The sequence below is a fragment of the Trinickia sp. genome, from assembly GCF_051953405.1.
Taxonomy (GTDB): domain Bacteria; phylum Pseudomonadota; class Gammaproteobacteria; order Burkholderiales; family Burkholderiaceae; genus Trinickia.
Window position 1 is genome coordinate 1 of record NZ_JBQCIV010000127.1, and the last position, 23,167, is coordinate 23,167.

Genomic DNA, 23,167 nt, shown 5'->3' on the forward strand with positions numbered 1-23,167 from the left:
ATATATGTTAGGGCTCCTAAAAAAATGTCTAAGCGTGCGCAACGCCGGTGTCCTGGCGCTCATTGGCGCGGTGGCGGCCGTCATTTGGTTCAAGGCGCCGCATCTGGGGTTCGACGAGCAACGACCGTTCGCGGCTGTTTCGGCGCGCCTTGGGTTGATCGGCGTCTGGGTGTTCGCGGTGCTGCTCTGGCTGGCGATCAGGCGGCTTATCCCGGTGTTGCGCGATATTCGCATCGTGCGGCATACCGGCGACGAAGAGAAGGGTGGCGCCGACGACCGTGCGCGCGAACAGAGCGCGGCGCCCGAGTCCGCGTCCCCGTACCCGTCCGCGTCCGCGTCCGCCAGCCGGCTGCGCAATCGCGTGAACGGTCTCGTCGCGGCGGCGCTGCGCTGGACGCGATCGGGCGGGCCCGCGTGGCGCTTCGGGCGGCATAGCGTTCACCGGCTTCCGTGGTATCTCGTCATCGGCGAGCCGGGCGCGGGGAAATCGACGATGCTGCGCGTGTTGTGCCGACGCTACGACGACAGCGAGTCGAGTGCGGGCGAAGGATCCGACGAGGCGTCCGTCGTCGGATGGTTCGGAAAGGAAGCGGTACTGTTCGAGGCGCCGGTGGGCGAGCCGGTGCACGAAGACAAATGGCGGGCGCTGATCCACCGCATGCGATGCGTGCGGCGTCGTTGTGCCGCCAACGGGATCGTCGTCGCCGTGGCGGCACGGCGGCTCATGGAGCGCGATGAAGCGTGGCTCGCCCGGCACGGCGAAGCGCTGCGCGATTGCATCGACGAATCGTATCGGCTCTGGAAGCGGCGCGTTCCTGTCTATGTCGTCGTCACGCAATGCGACCGATTGACGGGCTTCGACACGTTTCTCGCCGGATCGACCGACGCGGTCTGCGCGGGGCCGCTCGGTGCAGTCGTTCCGCTCGAGCGCGGGACGCGCGAGGACACGTGGAGCACGCATTTGACCCACGCGTTCGACACGTTGGCCCGCGAAGCGCAAGCGCAAGTGATCGCGCGCATGCCGGTGCGCTCGGACGCGTGGCGGGCCGCGAGGACGTTTCGGTTTCCCGGCGTGTTGATGCAATTGACGGCTCCGCTGGGGCGCCTATTGAACGACGCGTTCATTGCATCGCCCGAGCGATCGGAGACCCCGTTGCTGCGTAGCATGCATTTTTCCGCCGTGACGGGCAAAGCGTCCTCGGTCGAGCCGCACGCGCCGGGCTCACCGCTTTCGCAAGCATCCGGCGGCGAGCGCGGTTGCTTCGTCGAGGGATTTTTTCGGGAAGTGGTGTTTCGGGAGCGCGGTCTCGCTCGCTCGCGCGATGCGCTGCCGCATCGGCGCGTCGTCCTCGCTCGCCTGGGCGCCGCAGCGTGCGCGATGCTGGTGGCGTGCGCGGCAGTCGGCCTCGTGACAGCTTACCGGCGTGGCAGCGCCGCCGTCGCCGCCACGGGGCCCGCAGCCGTTGCACTCGTGCGCGAGGCGCGATCCGGTGTCGACCTGCGCTCGCCGCGCGCGATGCTCGCGTTGCTCGATCGCGTGCATGGCTTGCCTTGCGGGCGTGCTTGGCAAGAACCGGGCGGGTCCTGGTTGGTCGGGCTCGAACTGGTCCGTGAGGTGCACCTGGAGGCCGCCTGCCGGGCGACCTATCGGGAGATACTGCGCGAAACGGTGCAGCCGTACGTGGTTGCGCGCATGACGCAATCGTTGCGCGATGCGAACGCGTCGCCATCGACGCAATACGAGACGCTGCGTGCCTATTCGATGCTCGGCGAGCGGGCGCATTACGACGAGGCGACCGTTCTGGCGTGGATCGCCGGCGACGCGTCCCAAGCGGGCCTGTCTTCATCCGAAAAGGCGGCGTGGCTCGCGCATTGCGCCGCATGGGCCGATCCCACGTCGTTCCTAGCGGATATTGCGCTCGACCCGAAGCTGATCGCCGACGTGCGCGGCCGGCTGAGCGAACAACCGGGTGCGCAGCGCGTGTTCGACTCGGTGATGGCACAACTGAGGGCGTCCACGCCCGAACCGCTTTCGGTCGCCGATATGGCAGGACCCACGGCGGCGCTGGCGTTTTACCGCAAGAGCGGGGCACGGCTTAGCGACGGCGTGCCGGGGGCGTATACCCTGGCAGGCTTGCGCCGTTACGTGGTGCTACGCGATGCCGCGCTCGCCCAAGCGCAACGCGAAGACTGGGTTCTCGGTCGGACGCAGGCCAACACAGGCACACCACGCGCGTTAGCCGACGACGTCGACCGTCTCTATTTCAGCGGCTACGTGCAGGCGTGGGACGCCCTGATCGAGGACGTCGCGTTACGGCCGCTGCCTCGCGCGGACGATGGCGCGGCGCTCGTCGCGTTGCTGGCTGGCCAGGAGTCGCCGCTGCGCGCGTTTTTGTTGCGAGCGGCCAAGGAGACGACCCTGTCGAGTGCGGATGGCGCGGCCACGCCGGCTCGCGGTACGTCGGACACCTTCGCGATCATGGGGCGCACAGTCCGCAAGTGGTTCGACACACGCAGCGGGACCCCCTCGGCGAACGTTTCGATCCGCCCGGAGACGGCGGCGTTCGTCGATCGACATTTCGATGCCTTGCATCGTCTAGTTCGAAGCGAAGGCGGGGGCGGAGCAAGCGCGCTCGATCGGGTCCAAGCGCAACTGAAGGAAGTGGCCGTGTATTTGCGGGCGGCCGGTGTGGCGCATGCGAGCGGCTTGCCGGCGCCGCCCGACGACGCCCTCCAACAGCTCGCCCAGCATGCGGCCGTCATGCCGCCGCCGCTCGACGACATGCTCGGCTCGCTGGCCGAGGAAGGCACGACGACAGCGCAGTCCGCACAGCGCGCACGCATCGACGAGCGGTGGCGTGCCGAAGTGGACGGATTCTGTCATGCCGCGATCGATGGGCGCTATCCGATCGTCCCGACCGGCGTCGACGACGTGACGCCCGCCGATTTCACGCGGCTGTTCGCATCGGGAGGCCTGTTCGACACGTTCTTTCAGACGTATCTGAAGCCGTACGTCGACACCGCCGCGGTACCGTGGGTTTGGCGCCCGGGCGTTGCCCCGCCGGGGATGTCGATTGCCGCGCTGCGCCAATTCGAGCGGGCAGCGAGCATTCGCGAGGCGTTCTTCGGCGGGGACGGCAAGACGATGCACGTGCGTTTCGCGCTGACCCCGCGCACCATGGATGCGGCCTTGACGCGCTTCGTCTTGACCGCGGGCGGGCAAACGCTCGATTACGCCCACGATCCGGCGCGCGCGACGCCGTTCGACTGGCCCGATCGCACGGGGGACGCGGTGGCCCGGATCGATTATTCGCCTGCGAGTGCGGACGGTCGCCACGGGTTCGAGGCACACGGCGCGTGGTCGCTGTTTCGTCTGCTCGACGACGGCCGGCTGAGCGCGCTCGCGGCCGACCGCTTCGTCTTAACCTACAGTCTCGGCGGACAAAGCGTCGCTCTCGATCTGGCCGCATCTAGCGTGGCGAATCCGTTTTCGCTGCCCGCCTTGCATGCGTTTCGCTGCCCTGCGGGTTTTTAATGTCGGCTCGACGTCGTGCAAACATCGAAAAAAGCGTCGTAAAAGCGGTTCGCACGGGCGTATAAGGAACCATTGCCGAGCCGTTCGTTACTCAACCCACTCTTTCGTTTTCGGCTGGGGTGTATGAAGGGTCTTTCGCAGGCGGCGGTATCCACGCCGGTGCGGCGGCTGCGTGAAGCGTGGAGCAGCCGCCCCATGCGCTGGATTGCCCGAATCGGCGCGCGCGGCGACGCGGTTGCGGCAATCTTGATCGCTCTCGTCATGGCGATGATGATCTTGCCGCTGCCCACCTTCGTTATCGATGCGCTGATCGCCTTCAATATCGGCGCGGCCGTGCTGTTGATCGCTCTTGCGCTCTATCTGCCGAGTGCCGTTTCGTTTTCGAGCTTTCCCGTCGTGCTGCTGCTCACGACGCTGTTTCGTCTCGGCATCGAAGTCGGCACGAGCCGCTCCATTTTGCTGCATGCCGATGCCGGCGGTATCGTCGACACCTTCGGCCGCTTCGTTGCAGGCGACGATCTTGCGGTCGGCTTGATCGTGTTTTCGATCATCGCCATCGTCCAGTTTCTCGTGGTGACGAAAGGCGCCGAGCGCGTGGCGGAGGTGGCCGCGCGCTTCACGCTCGACGCCATTCCAGGGCGCCAAATGGCGATCGATGCCGACCTGCGCGCGGGCTTCACGCGTCCCGAAACGGCGCAAACCCTGCGCGAAGCGCTGGCCCGGGAGAGCCGGATGCATGGCGCGATGGACGGGGCGATGCGCTTCGTCAAAGGCGATGCGATCGCGGGCCTGGCGATCGTGGCGGTCAACCTGATCGCCGGTATCGGCATCGGCATGGCCGGGCGCGGGCTCTCGTTCGACGAGGCGCTGCAGCGCTATTCGATCCTGACGATCGGCAATGCGCTGATTGCGCAGATCCCGGCGCTGCTGATCGCGATTGCGGCGGCCGTGCTGATCACGCGAGGCGGCGACGATTCGAGCGCATCGGGTGCCTCGGGCGCGACGGTGGGCGGGCAAATTGCTCGTCAGTTGATTGCCGCGCCGGCGGCTTGGTTGATGGCGGCCGTCGTGATGCTCGTGTTCGCGACGGTGCCCGGCATGCCGTGGCCCGTTTTCGCATTGCTGTCCGCTGCGATGTTCGCGATCGGCTTGGCGGGGCGGCGGCGCGACGCACAAGCGAGCGCCCCCGCACCATCGCCGGCAACGCCACGCGATCGCGGCGTCGTGCCCGACGATATCGACGTGCGCCAAATCGTTCCGATCCGGCCGATCGTCGTTTCGGTGTCGTCACGTCCGCACGATGCGCCGGCGGCGCTCGCCGCCGAACGCGAAGCGGCACTGCTACGCGCGATCCGGCGCGTACGAAACGAGATCGTGTTGCGCTACGGCATGACCGTGCCCGTCATCGACGTGGATCGCGTTGAGCGGCTCGACGCCGATCGGTACGAGGTGGCAATACACGAAGTCGTGGTGGCGTCGGGGGATTTTCAATGGGATCGCATCTGCGTGCCGTTCGGCGAAGACATGGAAGCCGTCCTGCGCAAGCACGGTGTGACGCAATCGTTTCCGTTGATCGACGGTGCTGTCTGGATCGAGCCGTCCCTGGTGCCGCGGATGGACGGCGAGGATCGTCACGCGCTGGATGCCATAGGCTATTTTTCGGCGCTGTTGCGGCGGTTGCTGCATCGGCATGCAGCCCGGTTCGTCGGGATACACGAGGCCCAATTGGTATTCAATTGGCTGCAGCGCGAGCTGCCGGCCACGGCGAAAGAGCTGGCGCAAGCGCTGACGCTGTCGCGCTTCGCGGAAGTCATGAAGTTGCTGATTGTCGAGCGGGTCTCGTTGCGCAACGTCAGAGAGCTTGCCGAGGCGCTCGTGGTTTGGGCGCCGCGCGAAAAAGACACGGCGGTGCTGGCCGAACACGTGCGTATGGCCTTGGGGGCGCAAATTTGCGACGAGTTTTCCCATGGCGGTGTGCTCCATGCGTGCCTGATCGAGCGCGCGCTGGAAACGCATCTGACCGACGCGCTTCAGCCGACGCCGCTAGGCCCGGTGCTAACGATCGACCATGACCTCGCGCAAGCGCTGATCGCGCAAATCCGCGCGCTGGCCGCGACGAGGCCGGGGGTGCTCGCCTCGGCGGTCGTGTTGACGACGCAGGCGTTGCGCCGCCCATTGCGCCAATGGCTCGCGGACGAATTGTTCGAGACGCACGTCCTCTCGTATGCCGAGGTTGGACCGACGCAGCGCGTGCAGGTCCTCGGTAGCCTATCGATGGACACCGCCGCGCATTCGGCGCCGTAGCGCCGCGAGGCCGAGCGCCCCATCGTGCGCCGGCCGAAACGGTGCGGCTCATGACGAATCGAAGGCGACGTCGTCGATTTCGATCGGTAGGTTGGGGCGCTCGGCGAGCGCTTCGATCTCTTCGACGATGCGGTAGACGATGGCGACCGCGCGGTAGGAATCGGCCGGAATCCCGGCCTGCAATTCGCCGTGGCGGTAGAGGTGGCGTGCAAGCCTTCGGAAGCGAAAGACCACAACCCGGTCGAGCAATGCATCGTTCGTCATCCGCATCGCTTCGTCGTCTATGGCTTTGGCGACGACGAGCGGAGGCGCGGAGTCGTCGGCGTCGAAATCCAGTAGGACCGCGATATGTTCCGGGTTCGTGATGAGCGCGCGCCTTTTGCCGGCGCGGCCGACGGGCGGTACGGCGAACAGGGCTTCGGCGAATGAAGCGCGCTGACGGGCCCGCATCGTCTGGTCGCCCGTCGTTTGCTTCAGTTCGTCCTTGAGTTCGCGGTGGCTCATGCGCAGCGCGCGGCGATGCCGACGTCGCGCGATCGCAATCGACAATACGGCCGGAACGAACAGTGCCGCCAACAGCGCGCGCACGAAGCCATGCAGGCTGGCGATGCCCACGCGCAGATCGAACGAGAGCGATTGCCACTCGACGAGGGCATCGACGAGCGGGAGCCGCTCCAGCAAGAGGCAATAGGCGACCGTAGCGACGATCGCCGCGCTTGTCAGGGCCAGGACCACGGCCGTGAGATTCTTGGCGCCGAAGAGCGTCCTCAAGTGCCGGACAGCATTTAGGCGTTTGAACGACGGTTCGATCGCCTTGGGCGAGACGGACAATCCGCCGCAAGCCCATGCGCTGAACGTTGCGGCGATGACGGCGATGATCGCGAACGTGCCGACTAGCACGGCGAGAGACACGATCCACGACGGAAGCAGGCGTAGACACGCGTCGATGCGATGGGCGTGCGCCAAGTATGCGATGGTTTGCGCTTGTAGCGCGAGCCACCGGTCGATGCCCATATCGACAAGCGCAAATGCGGCCTCCGTCGCCAGCACGGCGGCGACGAAGCCGGCAAAGACGTCGCTGCGCGCGACATCGCCTTGCGCGCGGGCGTCGCGCAGGCGCTTGGCGGTCGGCGCCAGCGGCTTATCGCTCATCGTATCGGATCGGGCGGCGCCGCAAGCTCGGGCGAAGCATCGGTAGGGGGAGGGCGGCGGGGCAGATCGGCCGCCGCGGCCTCTCGCAGCGTGCGGCCCACTTCCGCGCTGTGCTGGGCCACGAGGTCACCGCCTGCCGCCAGCAGGCGGGGCAGCGTCAGCGCGACGAGTAGTGTCAGAAGCACGCTCTTGAACGGTAATGCGGCCACGTACGCCGGAAACTTGGGATTGACGCGAGAGAGCAACGCGAAGCCGGCCTCGATGGCAGCGAGGGCTAGGAGGTAAGGCGCGGCGAGTGTCAGCGCGAATCGCGCGGTGGCGCCGAGCAGCGTCCCGAAGGGCGCCCAGGCGTGCGGTCCGAGCGGGGGGAGGGGGGCCAGCACTGGCCACAAGGCGTGGCTTGCCGCGACGATGTCGAAGAGCGCATACAAGGCGCCGCTATGAATGAGGAAAACCATCAACGCTTGCTGTAGCACGATGGCGAGAACCGACGTCTCCACCGACATCGCCGGGTCAAGCGCTTGAGGATTGCCGCCGCGCTGATAGTCGAGATACGTGCCGGCCGCTTCTAGCGCCCAGAACGGCACGGCGATGAGGCCGGCGAGGACGGTGCCCAGTATGGCTTCCTTGGCGCCGAGGGCTAACCATTGGCCGAGCGCGAGCGGTGTGTGCGCGAATGCCGCTGCTACGCCGGGCGCGGTGGGCAAGGCAAGCGCGAGCGTCACGACGGCCCGCGCGATGCCCCTCAACGCCTGGCCCGCGAAGATCGGCACGAGCAGGATCGTGGGAAGCCAGCGCATGCCGCACAGTGCCAATGCGGCCGCGAACGGCAGGGCGGATTCGAGCGGATCGGTCACGGCGGCCGTTTATGTGCGAGGCACGCTCGCGAGTTCGAACGCGTGATGGATGACACGCATCAGTTCCGCGCCGATCGACTGCGCGGTGAGTGCAATCGCGGCGCCGACCACCACGAGCTTGACGGCGAACGGCAGCGTTTGATCCTGAATTTGAAAGACGGACAGGACAAGCGAGATCGCAATGGCTGCACAGGCCGCGGCGAGCGAGAGTACGACCGACACTTTGAAGGCGAAGAGCAGTGCGTGCTGAAGCAAGACCAAGGATTCGGGCATGGCGTCATCCCTGGTAGGACAAGACAAGCGCGTGCAGGAGCTTGCCCCAACCGTCTGCGAGCACGAACAGCAAGAGCTTGATCGGGAGCGCGACGATCATCGGCGGCACCATTTGCATGCCCATGGCGAGCAGGACGTTCGACACGAGGAGATCGACCGCGACGAACGGGATGAACAGCAGCAAGCCGATCTCGAACGCGGACTGCAACTCCGATACGACGAAGGCGGGCACGGCGATGCTCCAATCGTCGGCGCGCGCCGCGTCGTGTGCCGCTGCCGGCCACGTACGTTTCGCCATCTCGAGAAAACGGGCGCGCTCCTCGGCGCGGCCGTTGCGCATCACGAACTGCTTCAACGGTGCGACCACCGCGAGCGCGGTTTCGATTTGCGTTGCCCCCGGTGCGCCCCCAGGCGGCGCGTGCGCGACTTGACTGGCTTGCGCCATGCACGCCGACAGCGTGGGCGCCATGATGAACATCGTGCCGACGAGGGCAATCGCATTCAACGCGAGGGTCGTGGGCGCTTGCTGGACCCCGAGCGCATTGCGAACCAATACGAGGACGACCGACAGCTTCAGGTACGACGTGGTGGCGATGGCAACCAGCGGCAATAGCGACAGCAGGCCGAGCAGCGCGAGCAAGGCCAACGGATTTTGATCGAGGATCATGACGTGGGGCTCGGCGTGCGAGGGTGCGGCCAATGCATGATCTCGACGGCGAGCCGACCGTCCAGATCGACGAGTTCGCCGCTGCCGAGCGTCATTCCGTTCGCTTCGATCGTGACTTCGGGCGGCATGCCGCGCTTCAATTCGAGGAGCGAGCCTGGGCGCAATGCGGCTATATCGCCGACGGTTGCCCGTAAGGTACCGAGCGAAAACGACAGGCGCACCGGGATGTCGCCCTGATCGACTGTCGAGAGGGCGGTTGCCGGATTCGAGGGGCAGGCGGCGTCACTAGGGGAGTCAGGAATATGCGTCATGTTTTCGACTTCGAAACAGCGATGGGTGGCTAGCCAGCGCACGTGCAGCCCGCACGAGCCGACGCGCACGACGGCGCGGCCTGCGACGTCGAATGCGCTTTTGGCGATCAGAACGATGTCGCCGGGTGCAAGGCGGTCGCATTCGGCGAGCGGCACGCTCGATTCGCCGATGTCGCCGCCGATGGCGGCGTCGAGCGAACTGAGCCACGGCGGCAGGGATAGGGGGGGCGGCGTGGCGACCGGGTGCCACGGATCGCTGTCCAGCAGCGCGTGCAAGCCCGCAGCCGTCATGAGCCATCGCATCGTCAGGCGCATCGACGGCAAGCGCAACAGTAAGTTGACGGGGAACGTCGCTCCGCTATCCGGCGAGGGGGCCGCCGTTTCGCTCACGGTCGGTTCGCCGAGTGCGCTCTGCAAGGCGGGCGCGAGCGCGGCGAACCCGTATCGCGCGAGTGCGACGTGAGCGGGCGGCTTTCTCGGGTGCGTCAGATCGATGCCGGTGCACGCTAGCAGCAGCGCGGCATAGTCGTAGGCGATTGCGGGGCCGAAGCGCGTCGATAACGGCAGCCCTTGAGCGCCGCTGTCCACCGGGTGCATGTCCTCGCGGACGAGAAGGTCGGCCTCGCCAGCCCCCGTCAACGGGCAATGCGCGCGGTGGACCCGGGTGAGACGGTGCCTCGCTTTCGCGATGGCGTCGATGCGCCGCAGGCGAATCGCCCCGCTCGGAGTGCGCGTGCCGCGTCCTTCGTCGGGCGTCCTGTTATCCGGCATAGGCGACGTCGACCTTCGACGGATGGCGCAAAACGGATGTCAGGCGCCATTCGAGCTGTGCGCTGTGGGAAACCAGCCAGGCGTAGCTCGCGGCGCACTCGCATCGCAACCGAACGGCGATATGGCGCGGCCGATGCATCACGGTGAGATCGATACGGCCGAGGTCATGGAGCGTCAGCGTCGCCCGGTAGGTCGTGCCGGCCGGGACGTTGCCTCGCCGGATCGCCGTTTCAATGAGGATAGGCTCGACGCACGGGGATCGCCGAGGCTGACGCCACCCGTTGTTCGAACGGGCATCGCTCGTTGCCATCGGTTCGCCAGCCGTCCAATGCCATAGTGCGGGGGCGATTTGCAGGCGCGTTGGTGCGGGGGCGGAAAGGTTTCGATGAATCTCGATCATGCGTCACCCCCTTTGGCGATGCGCAGCCTGAACGAGAGCATTTTTTCGTGCTTTCGTGCCAGCCCGGCGTGTCGTTCTCGCGCCTGATCGAGCAGGCGACGCGCTCGAACGCTGTCTTGCTCGCACGTGCGAACGAGATCCATTTGGCGATCGGCAAGCGCTTGGCGTTGGCCCTGCGCCGCTCGCGCGTGGCGGATCTCGATACCGTTCGCCTCGCGTTGCCGCTCTTTGCAATGCCATTCGCGTTCGAACGCGATCGCCAGCGCTTGCAGCCGCGCCGCTTCGGTTTCGGCCTGTGCCTGCCGCGCGTTCGCATGCCGCAGGGCTTGCTTAGTTTGCGCGAGCGCATAGGCCGCACGTTTTCGGCGAGCGTCCGACACCGCCGCGAGTATCCGCCACGCGGGCGGCACGCTCGATGGTGGCGCTTCGTCGGCAATCGGTCTTGGCGATTCATTCGCCATGGACGGCGGCATGAAGTTGTTCAAGCGTGTTCTCCCAAGGTGCGGGTAAGCGAAGGTCTTGGCGCAATAGCGCCGTGAGCGGTGCATGGCGCGCCATGGCTTCGTCGGCTCCCGCGTCCTGGCCGGGCGCGTATTCGCCAAGCGAAACGAGCCATTCCAGTGCTTCGTGGCGGGCCAGCAGCGAGCGAGCGCGGTCGGCGTCTCGTCGATGCGAATCGTCGGCTACGACGGGCATGAGCCGGCTCAGGCTCGCGGTCACGTCGATCGCGGGGAAGTGGGCGCGCTCGGCGAGCTTGCGCGAAAGGACGATGTGTGCATCGAGCAATGATCTTGCCTCGTCGGCGATGGGGTCGGCATGTTCCGATTCGGTTAAGACCGTATAGACGGCCGTGATTGCCCCGTCGGCACGATTGCCTGCGCGTTCGATCAAGCGCGGCAATGCGGCGTAGACGGAAGGCGGGTACCCCAGCCGGCCCGGCGGCTCGTTCGACGCGAGCCCGATTTCGCGTTGCGCGCGCGCGAAGCGTGTCAATGAATCGACGAGCAGCAGGACATGCTTGCCGCCGTGGCACAAGCCCTCGGCGATCGCCGTCGCCGTGAATGCCGCGCGGGCTCGCTCCATGGGGGAGGCATCGGATGTCGCGCACACGACGACGGTGCGTTGCGCGAGGACGGGACCGAGTTCGCGGGCGAGAAACTCGTTCAATTCGCGCCCGCGCTCGCCGACCAGCGCGAGGACGATCGCGTCGGCATCGATCCCGCGCGCCAGCGCGCCGAGCAAGGTGGTCTTGCCGCACCCCGGACCGGCAAACAATCCGACGCGCTGCCCGCGCGCGAGGGTCAGCAGCGCATCGACCGCGCGCACACCTGTCGCGATGCGCCGATCGATGAGCGGCCGCGTGGTGGCGCAAGGTGCGGCCGCGAGTACCCGTACCGTCGTGAAGCCTGTATCGGATGCCGTCGCGCCTTCGCGCGTGGGGCGGCCGAAGCCATCGAGCCGTTCGCCCAGCAGGTGCGGGCCGACCCTTACGCTGTGCGGCACGCCGAGCGTACGTGCCAGCGCGTTCGCTCCGATGCCGTCGGTCGGGCCCAGCGGCGCGAGCCAAGCACGGTTCATCTCGAAACCGATCACCTCGGCAAGAACGGGAGGGGCGACTCGATCGCGCGGCGCCAGCTCGCACAGGTCGCCCACGGCGCAACGCGGCAGGCGCGCGACCACGAGCGTCGCGCTGACTTGCTCCACGCGCCCATAGCAGCGCACAGCTTGCGCGCAAACGAGGCGGTTGTTTGCGCGGCGTGTCCACTGCGCCAGCCGCAGGGAGAGATCGGCGCTCATGGGCGGATTCATGGCGTCGGGCGTACTGGCTACCATGTCGACTCCGCCGCATGCGGCCCGGCGAACACCGCGCGCCCCGGTTCGATCCGAACCAGCGTAAATGCGCCCAAGCGGCTGCCCGGCATGAGCACCTGATTGTCGCGGGTGACGACGAAGCCGTAAGGCCCTGTACTCGCGCTGCGTATCTCGAACGGCGGCGGGCGAACCGCTTGGCTGGGATAGACGGTGGCGCTCACCACGCGCACGGGGTTGATCGTCGTAGCGGGTGTGGGCGATGTTGCCGATGCGGACGATAAAGTCGATGCCTTCGACATGTTCGACACGTTCGATGCAGTCGATGCATCGGATACGGTCGTATCCGAAACGTCTGTGCGAACGGAGGGGCTCCTTAACACCCATCCGGTGGCGAGGCCGATCGCGCCGATGGCCGCGACGAAAGCGATGCATAGCGCCGGCTTGAACGGGGCGGGCCGCCTGCCGCGTCGCTCGCCATGAACGATGCCGGCTTGCGGTTGGCCGGCGGGCCAGGGCGAGCCCTCCTCATCGCAGCCGATCAAGACGGGGCCGGCGAACCAGCGAGCACCGGGGACGAGCGCAGTGCCGCCGGTTGCGCCGACATCGTCGAACGCCTTGCCGTCCGAACGGACCGAGGCGTACGTGCGGTATCGCCAGCCCGATTGCTCGGAAAGAAAGATGGCACAGGCGACACCGGGCATGCCGGGATCGAGCAGGACGATGTCGTTTTCCGCCGCGCTTCCCAAGCGGATCGCGTCGCCTTCGAGCGGCAACGCGGCTCCGCGATGCAGGCCGGTGAGGATACGGAGTTCGAGCATGGTGACGGGCTTGATGCGTCCTATAACGCTTTGGCGCTGAGGAAAATGGCACGTTGCTGTGCGCGCGCCGTTGCAACGGGGTAGCTGGCGATCAAACGCGGGGGCGCACCGCTTTCGACGGTGATCGCGGTGTCCAATTTCACGCTGCTGGTATTGGCCCACGGTTGCCCCGGCAGACCCGTGGGTTGTGCCATGAGCAAATCGACGTCCACGGCGATCGATGTCGCGGCCGCACGATCCGATGGCACGATCCGCGCGGCGAGGTCGAGGCGATCGCCCCGATTGCCGCTGCGGCCGTTGAGCGGCTCGGCGCCGGCCTGGTCCGATTCGCCGCCCGTGTGCACCGCCTCGCCGCCGATCGCAAGGGTCGTATGCGCGTTCATGCGGCCGACGAGCGTTTGGCGATTGAGCAGGCGAACGCGGTGCGCCGCGACCGCATCGTCGATGAGTTCGTCGAATGCCGAACGATGCGCCGTCCGCTCCCCGCGCGCGCTTTCGGTTGCCGCGTCGAGCGCTGTCACCGTGGCGATGTCGGCCTCGATCACGAGCACGTCCATGGCGACGAGCGAGGACGGTCGATCCAGCGCTTCGACGAGCGGCTGAATTCGACTTTGCCAGCGCCGGTCGGCCCATACGATGACGGCGTTCGTTCGCTCGTCGGCGACGATGTCGATCCGAGCCTCATCCCATGGCGAACCGTTCGGCGCACGCGAGCGAGGCGCGAGCGGCGAGCGCGTGGACGATGCGGCGGGCAATCCGATCCATTGGGCGAGCGGCGGCGTGGCGGCGGGCAACGGCGGAAAGTCGGCCTGCGCCGGCAGAACGAACGCGGGTTGTGCAGCCGGAACTTCACGCACGAGGAGTTGGCGCAAGAGCGCCGCGACACCGGGACGCGCGACAGCGTCGGTCCCGGCGGCCGACGGCGGGCTGTCCGTCGCTTGCGCGAATCGCAGCGGAAAGATCATCGGCCCAGGATCGGCCTGGCCGTCGCTCGACCGTGTATCGGCGGCAAGGAAGCGGCGCACGAGTGCACGATAGGCGCGTGGCCCGCCCACGAGCACGGCATCTTGGCCCGACAGTTCGCCCCAGCCGAAGCGCGGGTCGTAAAGCCCGACCGATTCGAGGGCCGCTCGGGCGCTGTCCGCACGGGCGCCGCCGAGCGCGATTCGCTCGACGGCGGCGTCGCGCGCGCCGCTCAGATACAGCGTGCGTTCGGCGATGAACCACGAAAAGTGGTGCGCTTGGGCGAGCTGCTCGAGAAAGGCGCGGCCGCTCGGTGCGCGTACCCACCCGTCGAGCTTGGCTGTTTGCCAAGCGCTCTCGGCGCCGGGATTCGTTTGCATGCCAAGGCCGTGATCGGCGGCGAATCGACCGAGGATCTCGACGACGGTTTGCTGGGTTGCCTCGGAGGCATACGGCGCCGCGAGGCTGGCGCCTGCATCCACGGCGCCAGAGGCGTTGCTCGGCAGCGCGATCGACGACAACGCGACCAGCAGCGACAGATTCAACCAGGCGCGCTCGAACATGCCGATCATCGAATTTCGTTGATGACCGTGCGCAACAGTCCGAACTTCATTTGAAGATCCGTGGTGGCGCTCCAATTGGCCAGCGATACGCCGCGTAGTGCATCCACATAGTCGCGCCACTCGGCGGGTTGGTCGGCGGACATCGTTTGCCGGATTCGTTCGGCATGCCGCAATGCATCGAGCAATTGGGTTTCGGAAGATTCGAGCTTCATGGCGGAAATTCGGATGGATCGACGATTGAACGAGGCCGGCGCGAGACGCGTTGCACGGACCGAGGCTGCGACCGGCGGTAGTCCCATCCGGGCGAAGCGGGCGAACAGGGCGAACAGGGCGAACAGGGCGAACCCGAAGCGCGAAATTCAAGGGCCGCCGAACCGTTCGAAGTACCTGTCCAGCCTCGAACGCAAGCGCGACAAGCGCGAACGAACGGTGCCGACGGGAATGCCGAGCGTGGCGGCGACGTCGACATAGCTGACGTTATCGATGAACAGCAGCTCGAGCATGCGCTGCTGTTCGGGCGGGAGCGTTTGTGCGAACTCGAGAAAGTGCGAGAACGTTTGCTTGACCGAGACGCATCGGTCGGGTGCCCGCGTATCGATGAGTTCGTTTTCGTGATCGTCGATCGGCTCGATCACGAAACGGTAATCGGACATCCGGTTGACGTGATTGCGCAGCACGTTCAGCGCGATCGCCGTCAACCAGGTTTTCGGCTGGGCCGTGCCCCGATACGACGCGCGGTTTTCCCAGGCGCCCAGGTAGGTGGATTGAAGAATGTCGGCCGCATCTTCCGCGCTGCGCACGCGCCGCGCGATGAAACGGTAGATGGCGCACGCATGGGCGCGGTACCAGTCGTCGAATTGGATGGACTGATCCACCGCGGCGGGCGGCGAGGCGGGATTCGAGAGCGTCGTGATCATCGTCGGATCGAGTGACTCTTGGCATGGCGATCCGCACATGATTCGCGTCCCGCTCGACGCTGGGGTATCGGAAGCGAAAAATCGGACGATGTAACCCCCGAGCCGCCTTCCTGCGCATACCGCACTGCACCGCCGGTAGGGGATGGAACCGTTCCGCGCCCGCCCGTTACTAAGCTCGCAATTCCGGCGTGCGGCGGATCGATCCCCGGAAGAGTCGCAGTTCGAACCTCAGCCAAGGAGCCGCAATCATGACCATAGCAGCCATAGTTCCCGCGATTAATGCGGTGGGTGCTCTCGCTACGCTCGCCACGTCCGTCGTCTCGGCCCTATCCGGGTCGTCCGACGCGAAGGCGGACGGTGCGGCGGGCTTACCGAGCAGCGTAGGTTCGAATCAGATGGACCGTATCCTGAAACGGCAGGAAGCGATGCAGTTGAAGGCGATGGAAATGCAGACCGAGGCCAACATCCAAAAGATGATGGTCGACACGGCCAACAGTATCGCGAGCGGTCATCTCGATTCCGGAGCGAAGGCGCAGAACGCCGGCATTAAGGCGGCACAGGGTATTCACTTTTAACGTGTCGGTATAGGGAGGCAGGTGCGGCGCGCCAGCGCCGCACCTCGAATCGAGAGGTCTTGAAACATGTTCGAAATATCGGAGGCCTTCGCCGCACGTGCGGCCGGCCAAAAGCACGTGGGGGAGTGGGCAGCCTACACCGGCGTCGCATTCGCGCTAGAGAAGCGCAAGCTCGACGCCGAGCAGGCACTCGGTTATATGGAGGGACACGCGAAGACGGAACTCATTAATGCGCTGCGCACGATCGGCCAGCAGTTGCGTCCATGAGCGGCCCGCTTGCAAGCACGGCCGCCGAGCACACGGCGGCACCATGGGCGGCGGCGCGCCAAGCAGGCGCGGCAAGCGTGGGCGATTCGTTCGCGGCGGCCCTGGCGGCCGTCGACGCCGGCCACGCGTTGTCTTTCGCTTCGCTGCCTCGCACCGCGGCGCCTGGGAGCGGGCCCGGATCGGCGCTCGGTGCGCTGGCGAGCCGCCTCGACGAAGTCGGGCGTTACCGTGTGCAGGCACAGACGCTGTCTGCCGAGTTGGCCGGCGCATGGGCTGCGGGCGTCGATGCGCCGACGTTGGCGGTGTCGATGCATCGCCAGGCGCGCGCGATGGCGTCTTACAACCTGTCCATCATGTGGGGCGCCAAGCTTGTCGGAGTAACGGCGGGCGCACTCCGGCAGTTGGTTGCGGCGGCGTGATCGCGTCGGCATGAAGGTCGAAGTCGGTGCAACGGCATGGCGTATCGCGAAGCTCGGCGTTTCGTCGATGGCTGCGGTTTTGGCGCTGTCTGCATGCGAGCGACGTGTCGAGCTTCAGTTGGCTCCCGATGCCAGGCAAGCGAGCGAGATCGAGGCGGCGCTTGCCGGCCGTGGGGTCCTCGTCGAACGCAAGCGCGAGAAGTCGGGCGTCATGCTGTCGGTCGCGGAGTCGGAGTTGCCGCGCGCCATGAGCGCGCTGCGCGAAGCGGGCTTGTTGCGCGCGGCGCGTCCGAGCGTCGACGAGGCGTTGGGCGAGCGGGGCATCGCACCTACGCCGCTCGAGGCGCGTGCGCGAATCACGCATGCGATCGAACGCGAACTCGAAGGCACGCTGATGGAGATCGATGGGGTAGTAGGCGCCCGCGTTTCGGTGGTGCCGCCGGAGCGTCCCGCGCCTGGGGCGCCGCTTGCGCCGGCATCGGCGTCGGTGCTCCTCAAGCATCGCGCCGACGTCGATCTGTCGTCGTTGGTGCCCGGCATCGCCCGTCTCGTCAAGAATGGCGTGCCGGGGCTCGCCGCGCAGGACGACCGGCATGTCGCCGTCATGCTGCTGGCCGAACCGCCGGTGCAGCCGCTACCGGTCGGCTCCGGGGCCACTCCACGTTCGTACGAGACGCTGAGAACGCTCCTGCTCGTGGGTGGTGCGGCCGCGGCCGGCTATTTCGCGGATCGAATACTGCGCCTATCGAGGCGCCGAAAACCGAGGGAAGAAGCGCATGGGGGAGCCGATGGCACAACGGCCGGCTGACGATATTCCCGCATTTTGGACCGAGCCATGGCGATGGGCGTCACGGGCGTGGCATGCCGAGTATGGGGCACCGCCGCGCGAGCTCGATCGATTTGCCGAGCGGCTGATCTACGGTGGTTGGGCGGATTGCTTTGGCTTGCGGCGGCGATGGCATCCGCCGGCCGACTCCCGATGGCTGACGGTGATCGGCGCTTCGCCGGCGGTCTTGCGAGATATGGCCTCGGTACTCGGGCATCTCGGATCGCTGCGAGCCGGCGTGTCGGTGCCGCACGCATGCCGTGCACCGATCGATCCATGGCTAGCCTTCGCGTTGAGGTACCGCGACGTCAATTGCCTGCGCGCGCAAACTCGATCTCAGGCGCAATGCGGCGAAACTTCATCGACGTATGCTTGCGGCGTATCTGTCTTGCGCGCCATGGCGCGCTCGGACTGGCCGCATGCCGATGCACGGTTCGCGATGCTGATGGCGGCGGATGGGCGTGCGCACGAGCAGGAGCCGCAGGCGTCACTGCGTGCGCCGACGCTGATCGTCGACCGGATCCACGTAGGCCGCTGTTTGTCGCTGTGCTGCGCCGTCGTGCGTCATGCGGCGGCGCAAGCCGCCTCCCGAGGTAGGCAATGAGCTTTACGGCACGGCGTATCTCAATGGACGAAGGCCCGCATGCGTTCGACGGTAAGCTCGTTTGGCGACGCGAAGAAGTCGCACGACTGCGCGATGCCGAGGCGATCGTCGATCGTGCGCGACGCACGGCCGTCTCCATCGTCAAAGCGGCGCGCGACACCGCGAAGCTGCGCAAACGACATTCGATCGCCGCATGGCGTGCGCGCCATGCGCAAATGGAACGCGAGTTCGCCGAACGCGCGATTGCACTCGATCAGGCGTATCGATCGACGCAAGCGTCGCTGACGGCTCAATTGGAGGCGACGCTCGATCGCGTACTTGCTGCGGCGCTGGCGCACGTCGGCGCACGGTTGCCGGCTGGGGAGCGGCTGCGCATCGTTTGCGAGCAATTGCGCGAGGCGGCGGGGCCGACGCCTGCGGCGCGGCTTCTCCTATGTCCCGCCGACGAAGCGATCTACCGCCGCAACGATATCGGTTCCCCTTGGCCGGCCGAAATCGACGAGACATTAGCGCCCGGATGCTGCCGGCTCGTGGGCGATGAGGGCGAATGGGTGCTCGCCTTCGACGCGCTCATGGCCTCGCTCGGGCCGATGCCTGCATCGGCTGCGCACGGCGTGAACGACGCGCGCGACGGCAACCGCGCGTCCGTCGCGGAAGTCGCGCCGGCGAATGCGAAAGCTTAGGCGTCGACCGGGTTCCGATATCGCGCCGCTTATCGCGTGCCGTACCCAGTATTCGAGATTTTTCTCAGCTGCCGATCCGCATGGCGTCCCTAGAATTTGATTCTGGTCGGTCGTGACTAGAATTCTCAATGAGCGACGAGGCAGCGGTCTCGCCCGGTTTGCCGCGAGCGTGTGCGTGGATCCCATCATCCATGAAGACGGCGTGCGCCGGACATGATCGGTCGCCGTGGCCGCGTCAGCCGACGCGGCTGCGCCGGAGCGCGTCGGCACCCGATAAAGGCATGGAAGCGTCGTGAATAAACCCTTGCAGATCTTACTGGCCGAAGACCACGGCATCGTCCGTCACGGCATTCGTTTAGCCGTCGAATCGGCGCACATCGCGCACGTCGTGGCCGAAGCGGCGAATTCGGACGAACTGATCGCCGCCGTCAAACAGCGAGACTACGATGCCATCGTGACCGACTTGTCGATGCCGGGCGCGCGCACGCGCGACGGCATTCCGCTCATCGTCCGCTTGCAACGCATGCGGCCGGAGGTGCCCATCATCGTCGTGACGGCGATGCGCAACGCCGCGATCCTGAACAAGTTGATCTCGAAAGGCGTTCAGGCCATCGTCGAAAAAAGCGGGGGCATCAACGAACTGCACAGTGCGCTCGTCGCGGCAGCGCAAGGGCGGACCTACGTGAGCCCCGGGGTAGAAGCGCTGTTGGCGCGCGTGAATCTGGTCGGCGCGCGCATCGGCAAGGAAGCGACGCTGACAGCGGCCGAAGTCGATGTCGTTCGGCTCTTCGCACACGAGAAACTGACGGCCGGCCAAATCGCTCGGCGGCTGAACCGCAGCGTCAAGACCGTCAGCGCGCACAAGATGCGGGCGCAGCGCAAGCTCGGACTATCGACGAGCCAGGAACTGTTCGAGTACTGGCAAGCGCATGATCGCTGTTCGTCGTGAGGGCCGCCTCTCGTGTCGGGCGTCTAGTCGCTTGCGCGGTCTTGGCGGCCGCGCTGTGCGCTTGCCCTAGCGAGGACCACAACGGCGCGCCGCCCACCCTGGCATGGCATTCCCGCGTCCCGCTCTCGCCTGCCGAGCAATCGTATCTCGCGTCGCTGCCGCCGTTGCGCGTGGGCGTCGATCCTAGATGGGCGCCCATCGCCTTTGTCGATGCGCAGGGGCGCGCCGACGGCATTTCGGCCGATTACCTCGGTTTCTTGAGAGACGCGCTGCATCTTCGCTTCGTGCTGGTGCCCACGAACTCCTGGGCCGATACCATACGGATGGCCAACGCCGGCCGTATCGATGTCGTCGTGGCGGCGTCGGCCTTCGACGGCCTGGCGCAAGGTTTTTCTTTGTCCACGCCGTATGTCCAGTACCCGCTCGTGATCGTGACGCGGGAGACCGCGCCGTTCATCGCGGGGCTCGACGATCTCGAAGGCGCCGAGGTGGCGCTCGTGGGCGATCTGCAAACGACCCGCGCGAGGCTCGAAGCCTTGCCGAAGGTGCATGCGGTTACCGTCGGTTCGGCCGAGGACGGGCTCAAGGCGGTCGCGCAAGGGCAGGCGTTCGCGTACGTCGGCAACCTCGGCGTGGTCGACCGGATCGTCCGGGAGCGCTATGCGGGCATCTTGCGCGTCGCGGCGCCGGCCGATCGCGTGCAGCAGTTGTCGTTCGCTCTCGCGCCACGGCTCGCCCCCTTGTTGCCGCTCGTCGATCGCGTGCTGGCGGCCGTTCCCGAAACGCAACGCGAGTACATTCAAAACAGCTGGTTGTCGACGCGCTTCACCTTCGGTGTCGCGCCGCGCACCTTATGGCTCGTGCTCGCACCCGTCGGTACGCTGACGCTGCTGTTTCTCGCTGTCCTGTGGCTCAACATGACGCGTTTGCGCGACGAGGTGCGTCAACGCCGCCGCACGGAGCGGGAACTGCTGTCGGAAACGCGCTTCAAGACACTGTTGATGGACACGATCCCTGTCCCCGTTTGCGTCAAGGATGGCCATGAGCGCGTGATGGCCGTCAATCCCGCCTACGAACAGGCTGTCGGCGTACGGGCTGCGGATCTCATCGGCAAGACGATTCCGCCCTCCGCTCGGGCGCGCGATATGAACGGGCACACACTCGCGCAGGTGACGCGCACGGTGATCGAAACCGGCCATCCGGCGCGGGGCGAGATCCGCTACCGCGGGCCCGACGCCGAGGTTCACGAAGCCGTCTATTGGGCGCGGCCCTGCACGATCGAACAAGACCGCCCCGCGGTCCTCTACGCGTTCGTCGACGTATCCGATTTGCGGCGCATGGAGCGCCGCGAACTCGCGCTGAAACGGCGCCTCGTCGAATTGACTCGAACGCTGCCGTCGGTTGTCTTTCAGTTGAGTTTGAAGCGCGAGCGGCGCCTCTCGTTCGAGTTGCTATTCGCCAACCAGCGCGCCGATGAACTCGTCCAAGCCCACTCCGGCAGCCCAGCCGATGCGTTCAGCCGTTTCGTGCGCGTGCTCGATCCGCGCCAACGGCTTCGGCTGACGCGCCTGTTCCTGCGTTCCGCCCAGTCGAAAGAGCCGGTGCGGACCGAGTTCGTGTTGCATCGAAATGAATTGCCGCCCGCGTGGTTTCACGTCGAAGCCGCGCCGCGGCCGAACGACGACGGCGGGACGCAATGGAGCGGCTATCTGCACGACGTGACCGAAGCGAAAGAGGCGCAGGCGGCACTCATGGTGGCCAAGCACGAAGCCGAGGAGCAAGCGCGCGCCCGCGAATTGTTGATTGCGACCGTTAGCCACGAGATTCGTCTACCCATGAGCGGCATCGCGGGTATCTTGCAACTGCTCGACCACGACGGCTTGCTGCCCGACGATCGGAACCTGGTGAGCATGGCGAGCAGTGCCGCCGAATCCTTGCTGCTGATCCTCAACGATATTTTGGACTTCGCGAAGAGCGAGCACGGCGAACTCGTGCTCGAGCACGCGTCGATGCGGCTCGAGGACATCGTGGGACATGCGGTGGCCCTCGTGGGCCCCGAAATCGAGCGCAAGGGGCTGACCCTGCGTACCGAACTTTCGGCGGCGGTGGCCTCGCATCATGTGGGCGACGCGCGCCGGCTCGGTCAAGTGTTGCTCAATGTGTTGGGCAACGCGGTGAAGTTCACGGACGAGGGCGCGGTTTCGCTGTTTGTCGACGTCGCCGAGGACGCGTTCGATCGGCAAGTGTTGGCGATACGGGTGATCGATACCGGTATCGGGATCGGCACGGACGATCAGGCGCGCTTGTTTTCGCCGTTCGCGCAGGCCCGCGGCACGGGCGCGAGCCGTTATGGCGGGACCGGATTGGGATTGGCGATCTGCAAGCGTTTGATCGAGCAAATGGGCGGCACGATCGCACTGGAAAGCAAGCTCGGAGACGGGACAACGATCACGATCGCGCTGAGCTTACCCATCGATCGAAACGCCATCGGGCCGCGCCCGAGCGAGGGGAGAACGGGCGTGGATCCCGCCGGGGCGGACGGGGCAGGCGCGGTCCAGACACCCCGGCTCTTACTGGTCGAGGATCGGCCGCTCAACCGCGAAGTCCTAAGGCGTCAACTGGCGCGGTTGCAGATCGTCGATTGCGACCTCGCGGACAATGGCGCCGACGCACTGAGCGCCTGCGACCGTAACGACTACGCCATGATCATCACCGATTGCGCGATGCCGGTCTTAGACGGCGCCGAACTCATCGCGCGCCTGCGCGAGCGCGAGCGGAACCGCGCGCATCGGACGGTGCTGATTGCGTTGACGGCCGATACGACGCCACGCCAGCGCGCAGCTTGTCTGGCAGCCGGCGCCGACGAGGTCCTGGTGAAGCCGTTGTCGCTCGATCGACTGCGCGCCTTGCTCGAGCGGTACGATGTGCGAACGATACCGGCAGGCGTGTCGGCACCGACCAACAGCACGCGCAGCCCTGTCGCGCAGCAGGACGCACTGTGGCCCCAACTGTGTCGCACGCTCGCCGCCGAGCGCGATACGTTGCTCGGCTTGTCGTTGGACGCGCAGCGCGAGCAGGCACGCGACGTCGCCCATTCGATTGCCGGGGCGGCGGCATGGTTCGGCCTCACGCAGGTGTGGAACGCGGCCACGCGGTTCGAACAGGCGCTCGAGGCGGGGGGAGCGCCGTCGGGCTCGCTGCTCGAGCTGAGGTCGGCGATCGAGTCTGCGATCGGCGAGCTGCGCCATCCTTGACCGATCCGTGGCGCGCGATCGGGGCGATCCAATCCGATCCTCAAACATTCTTTAGGAATCGAGCGCCATGCTGCAATAGTCGATGAACGCTCAAATCGTGAGATCGAATGGATTGCACGTATAGGAAAATCAATTAAATCGCTTTGCGCCGACTGTCGAGTCTTGAGTTCGACTAATGGCGTGTCCTATTATTCGATGGCATTGGCGGTTCGGTTTATCGATGTGCGGGTGCGCGTGACTGGATTCG

At 66.3% G+C, this 23,167-nt stretch carries 22 protein-coding genes; 10 read left to right on the forward strand and 12 right to left on the reverse strand.

Features of this window, described 5'->3' with window-relative positions:
- The first annotated feature begins 34 nt into the window (after window positions 1–34).
- Together tssM and ACTHN9_RS22920 are read left to right on the forward strand one after the other, a co-directional pair.
- Window positions 35–3,535, forward strand: coding sequence for a type VI secretion system membrane subunit TssM (gene tssM / locus ACTHN9_RS22915; protein WP_440539076.1), 3,501 nt, complete (start codon window positions 35–37; stop codon window positions 3,533–3,535).
- A gap of 123 nt (window positions 3,536–3,658) precedes the next feature.
- Window positions 3,659–5,839 (forward strand): FHIPEP family type III secretion protein, encoded by a 2,181-nt coding sequence (locus ACTHN9_RS22920; protein WP_440539077.1) that lies wholly within the window; start codon window positions 3,659–3,661, stop codon window positions 5,837–5,839.
- Window positions 5,840–5,887: 48 nt separating this feature from the next.
- On the opposite strand, the gene ACTHN9_RS22925 is transcribed toward ACTHN9_RS22920, so the two are convergent.
- The 12 genes from ACTHN9_RS22925 to ACTHN9_RS22980 all read right to left on the reverse strand — a co-directional run bounded on the left by ACTHN9_RS22925 (window position 5,888) and on the right by ACTHN9_RS22980 (window position 15,343).
- The gene (locus ACTHN9_RS22925) at window positions 5,888–6,991 is read right to left on the reverse strand and encodes an EscU/YscU/HrcU family type III secretion system export apparatus switch protein (protein ID WP_440539078.1); all 1,104 of its coding nucleotides are present in this window, start codon (window positions 6,989–6,991) and stop codon (window positions 5,888–5,890) included.
- On the reverse strand, window positions 6,988–7,848 hold the full coding sequence (locus tag ACTHN9_RS22930; RefSeq protein ID WP_440539079.1) for an EscT/YscT/HrcT family type III secretion system export apparatus protein: 861 nt from the start codon (window positions 7,846–7,848) through the stop codon (window positions 6,988–6,990). Before ACTHN9_RS22930 ends, ACTHN9_RS22925 begins: the two co-directional genes overlap by 4 nt.
- Before the next feature lie 9 nt (window positions 7,849–7,857).
- Window positions 7,858–8,121, reverse strand: coding sequence for a flagellar biosynthetic protein FliQ (locus ACTHN9_RS22935; protein WP_440539080.1), 264 nt, complete (start codon window positions 8,119–8,121; stop codon window positions 7,858–7,860).
- Between the two features lie 4 nt (window positions 8,122–8,125).
- A complete protein-coding gene (sctR, locus tag ACTHN9_RS22940) occupies window positions 8,126–8,788 on the reverse strand; it encodes a type III secretion system export apparatus subunit SctR (protein ID WP_440539081.1) in 663 nt (220 codons plus the stop codon).
- Window positions 8,785–9,870 (reverse strand): type III secretion system cytoplasmic ring protein SctQ, encoded by a 1,086-nt coding sequence (gene sctQ, locus ACTHN9_RS22945; protein WP_440539082.1) that lies wholly within the window; start codon window positions 9,868–9,870, stop codon window positions 8,785–8,787. The genes sctR and sctQ overlap by 4 nt, the downstream gene beginning before the upstream one ends.
- Window positions 9,860–10,180 carry a hypothetical protein gene (locus ACTHN9_RS22950; RefSeq protein WP_440539083.1) on the reverse strand — a complete coding sequence of 107 codons (321 nt, stop codon included), beginning with the start codon at window positions 10,178–10,180 and terminating at the stop codon, window positions 9,860–9,862. The genes sctQ and ACTHN9_RS22950 overlap by 11 nt, the downstream gene beginning before the upstream one ends.
- Window positions 10,181–10,266: 86 nt before the next feature.
- Window positions 10,267–10,755 carry a hypothetical protein gene (locus tag ACTHN9_RS22955; protein WP_440539084.1) on the reverse strand — a complete coding sequence of 163 codons (489 nt, stop codon included), beginning with the start codon at window positions 10,753–10,755 and terminating at the stop codon, window positions 10,267–10,269.
- Entirely contained in the window at window positions 10,721–12,103 is a 1,383-nt protein-coding gene (locus ACTHN9_RS22960; protein ID WP_440539085.1) for a FliI/YscN family ATPase, read from the reverse strand. The genes ACTHN9_RS22955 and ACTHN9_RS22960 overlap by 35 nt, the downstream gene beginning before the upstream one ends.
- On the reverse strand, window positions 12,097–12,900 hold the full coding sequence (locus ACTHN9_RS22965) for an FHA domain-containing protein (RefSeq protein WP_440539086.1): 804 nt from the start codon (window positions 12,898–12,900) through the stop codon (window positions 12,097–12,099). Before ACTHN9_RS22965 ends, ACTHN9_RS22960 begins: the two co-directional genes overlap by 7 nt.
- Window positions 12,901–12,920: 20 nt before the next feature.
- Complete coding sequence (locus ACTHN9_RS22970) at window positions 12,921–14,435, reverse strand: secretin N-terminal domain-containing protein (RefSeq protein WP_440539087.1); 1,515 nt, start codon at window positions 14,433–14,435, stop codon at window positions 12,921–12,923.
- A complete protein-coding gene (locus tag ACTHN9_RS22975; RefSeq protein WP_440539088.1) occupies window positions 14,432–14,638 on the reverse strand; it encodes a hypothetical protein in 207 nt (68 codons plus the stop codon). The genes ACTHN9_RS22970 and ACTHN9_RS22975 overlap by 4 nt, the downstream gene beginning before the upstream one ends.
- A gap of 147 nt (window positions 14,639–14,785) precedes the next feature.
- Entirely contained in the window at window positions 14,786–15,343 is a 558-nt protein-coding gene (locus tag ACTHN9_RS22980; RefSeq protein WP_440539089.1) for an RNA polymerase sigma factor, read from the reverse strand.
- Window positions 15,344–15,591: 248 nt separating this feature from the next.
- Here ACTHN9_RS22980 and ACTHN9_RS22985 point away from each other — a divergent pair, with 248 nt between their 5' ends.
- From ACTHN9_RS22985 to ACTHN9_RS23020, 8 genes are all read left to right on the forward strand, one after another.
- Window positions 15,592–15,918: a hypothetical protein gene (locus ACTHN9_RS22985; RefSeq protein WP_440539090.1), complete on the forward strand. Its 327-nt coding sequence runs from the start codon at window positions 15,592–15,594 to the stop codon at window positions 15,916–15,918.
- Between the two features lie 66 nt (window positions 15,919–15,984).
- Entirely contained in the window at window positions 15,985–16,185 is a 201-nt protein-coding gene (locus ACTHN9_RS22990) for a hypothetical protein (protein WP_440539091.1), read from the forward strand.
- Entirely contained in the window at window positions 16,182–16,604 is a 423-nt protein-coding gene (locus tag ACTHN9_RS22995; RefSeq protein WP_440539092.1) for a hypothetical protein, read from the forward strand. The genes ACTHN9_RS22990 and ACTHN9_RS22995 overlap by 4 nt, the downstream gene beginning before the upstream one ends.
- 10 nt (window positions 16,605–16,614) lie before the next feature.
- The gene (locus ACTHN9_RS23000; RefSeq protein WP_440539093.1) at window positions 16,615–17,412 is read left to right on the forward strand and encodes a hypothetical protein; all 798 of its coding nucleotides are present in this window, start codon (window positions 16,615–16,617) and stop codon (window positions 17,410–17,412) included.
- A complete protein-coding gene (locus ACTHN9_RS23005) occupies window positions 17,381–18,034 on the forward strand; it encodes a hypothetical protein (protein ID WP_440539094.1) in 654 nt (217 codons plus the stop codon). Before ACTHN9_RS23000 ends, ACTHN9_RS23005 begins: the two co-directional genes overlap by 32 nt.
- A 23-nt stretch (window positions 18,035–18,057) precedes the next feature.
- Entirely contained in the window at window positions 18,058–18,717 is a 660-nt protein-coding gene (locus tag ACTHN9_RS23010) for an HrpE/YscL family type III secretion apparatus protein (protein ID WP_440539095.1), read from the forward strand.
- A gap of 292 nt (window positions 18,718–19,009) precedes the next feature.
- Window positions 19,010–19,666, forward strand: a complete 657-nt coding sequence (locus ACTHN9_RS23015; RefSeq protein WP_440539096.1) for a response regulator — start codon at window positions 19,010–19,012, stop codon at window positions 19,664–19,666.
- A complete protein-coding gene (locus ACTHN9_RS23020; protein WP_440539097.1) occupies window positions 19,663–22,920 on the forward strand; it encodes an ATP-binding protein in 3,258 nt (1,085 codons plus the stop codon). The genes ACTHN9_RS23015 and ACTHN9_RS23020 overlap by 4 nt, the downstream gene beginning before the upstream one ends.
- Window positions 22,921–23,167: the final 247 nt, after the last annotated feature.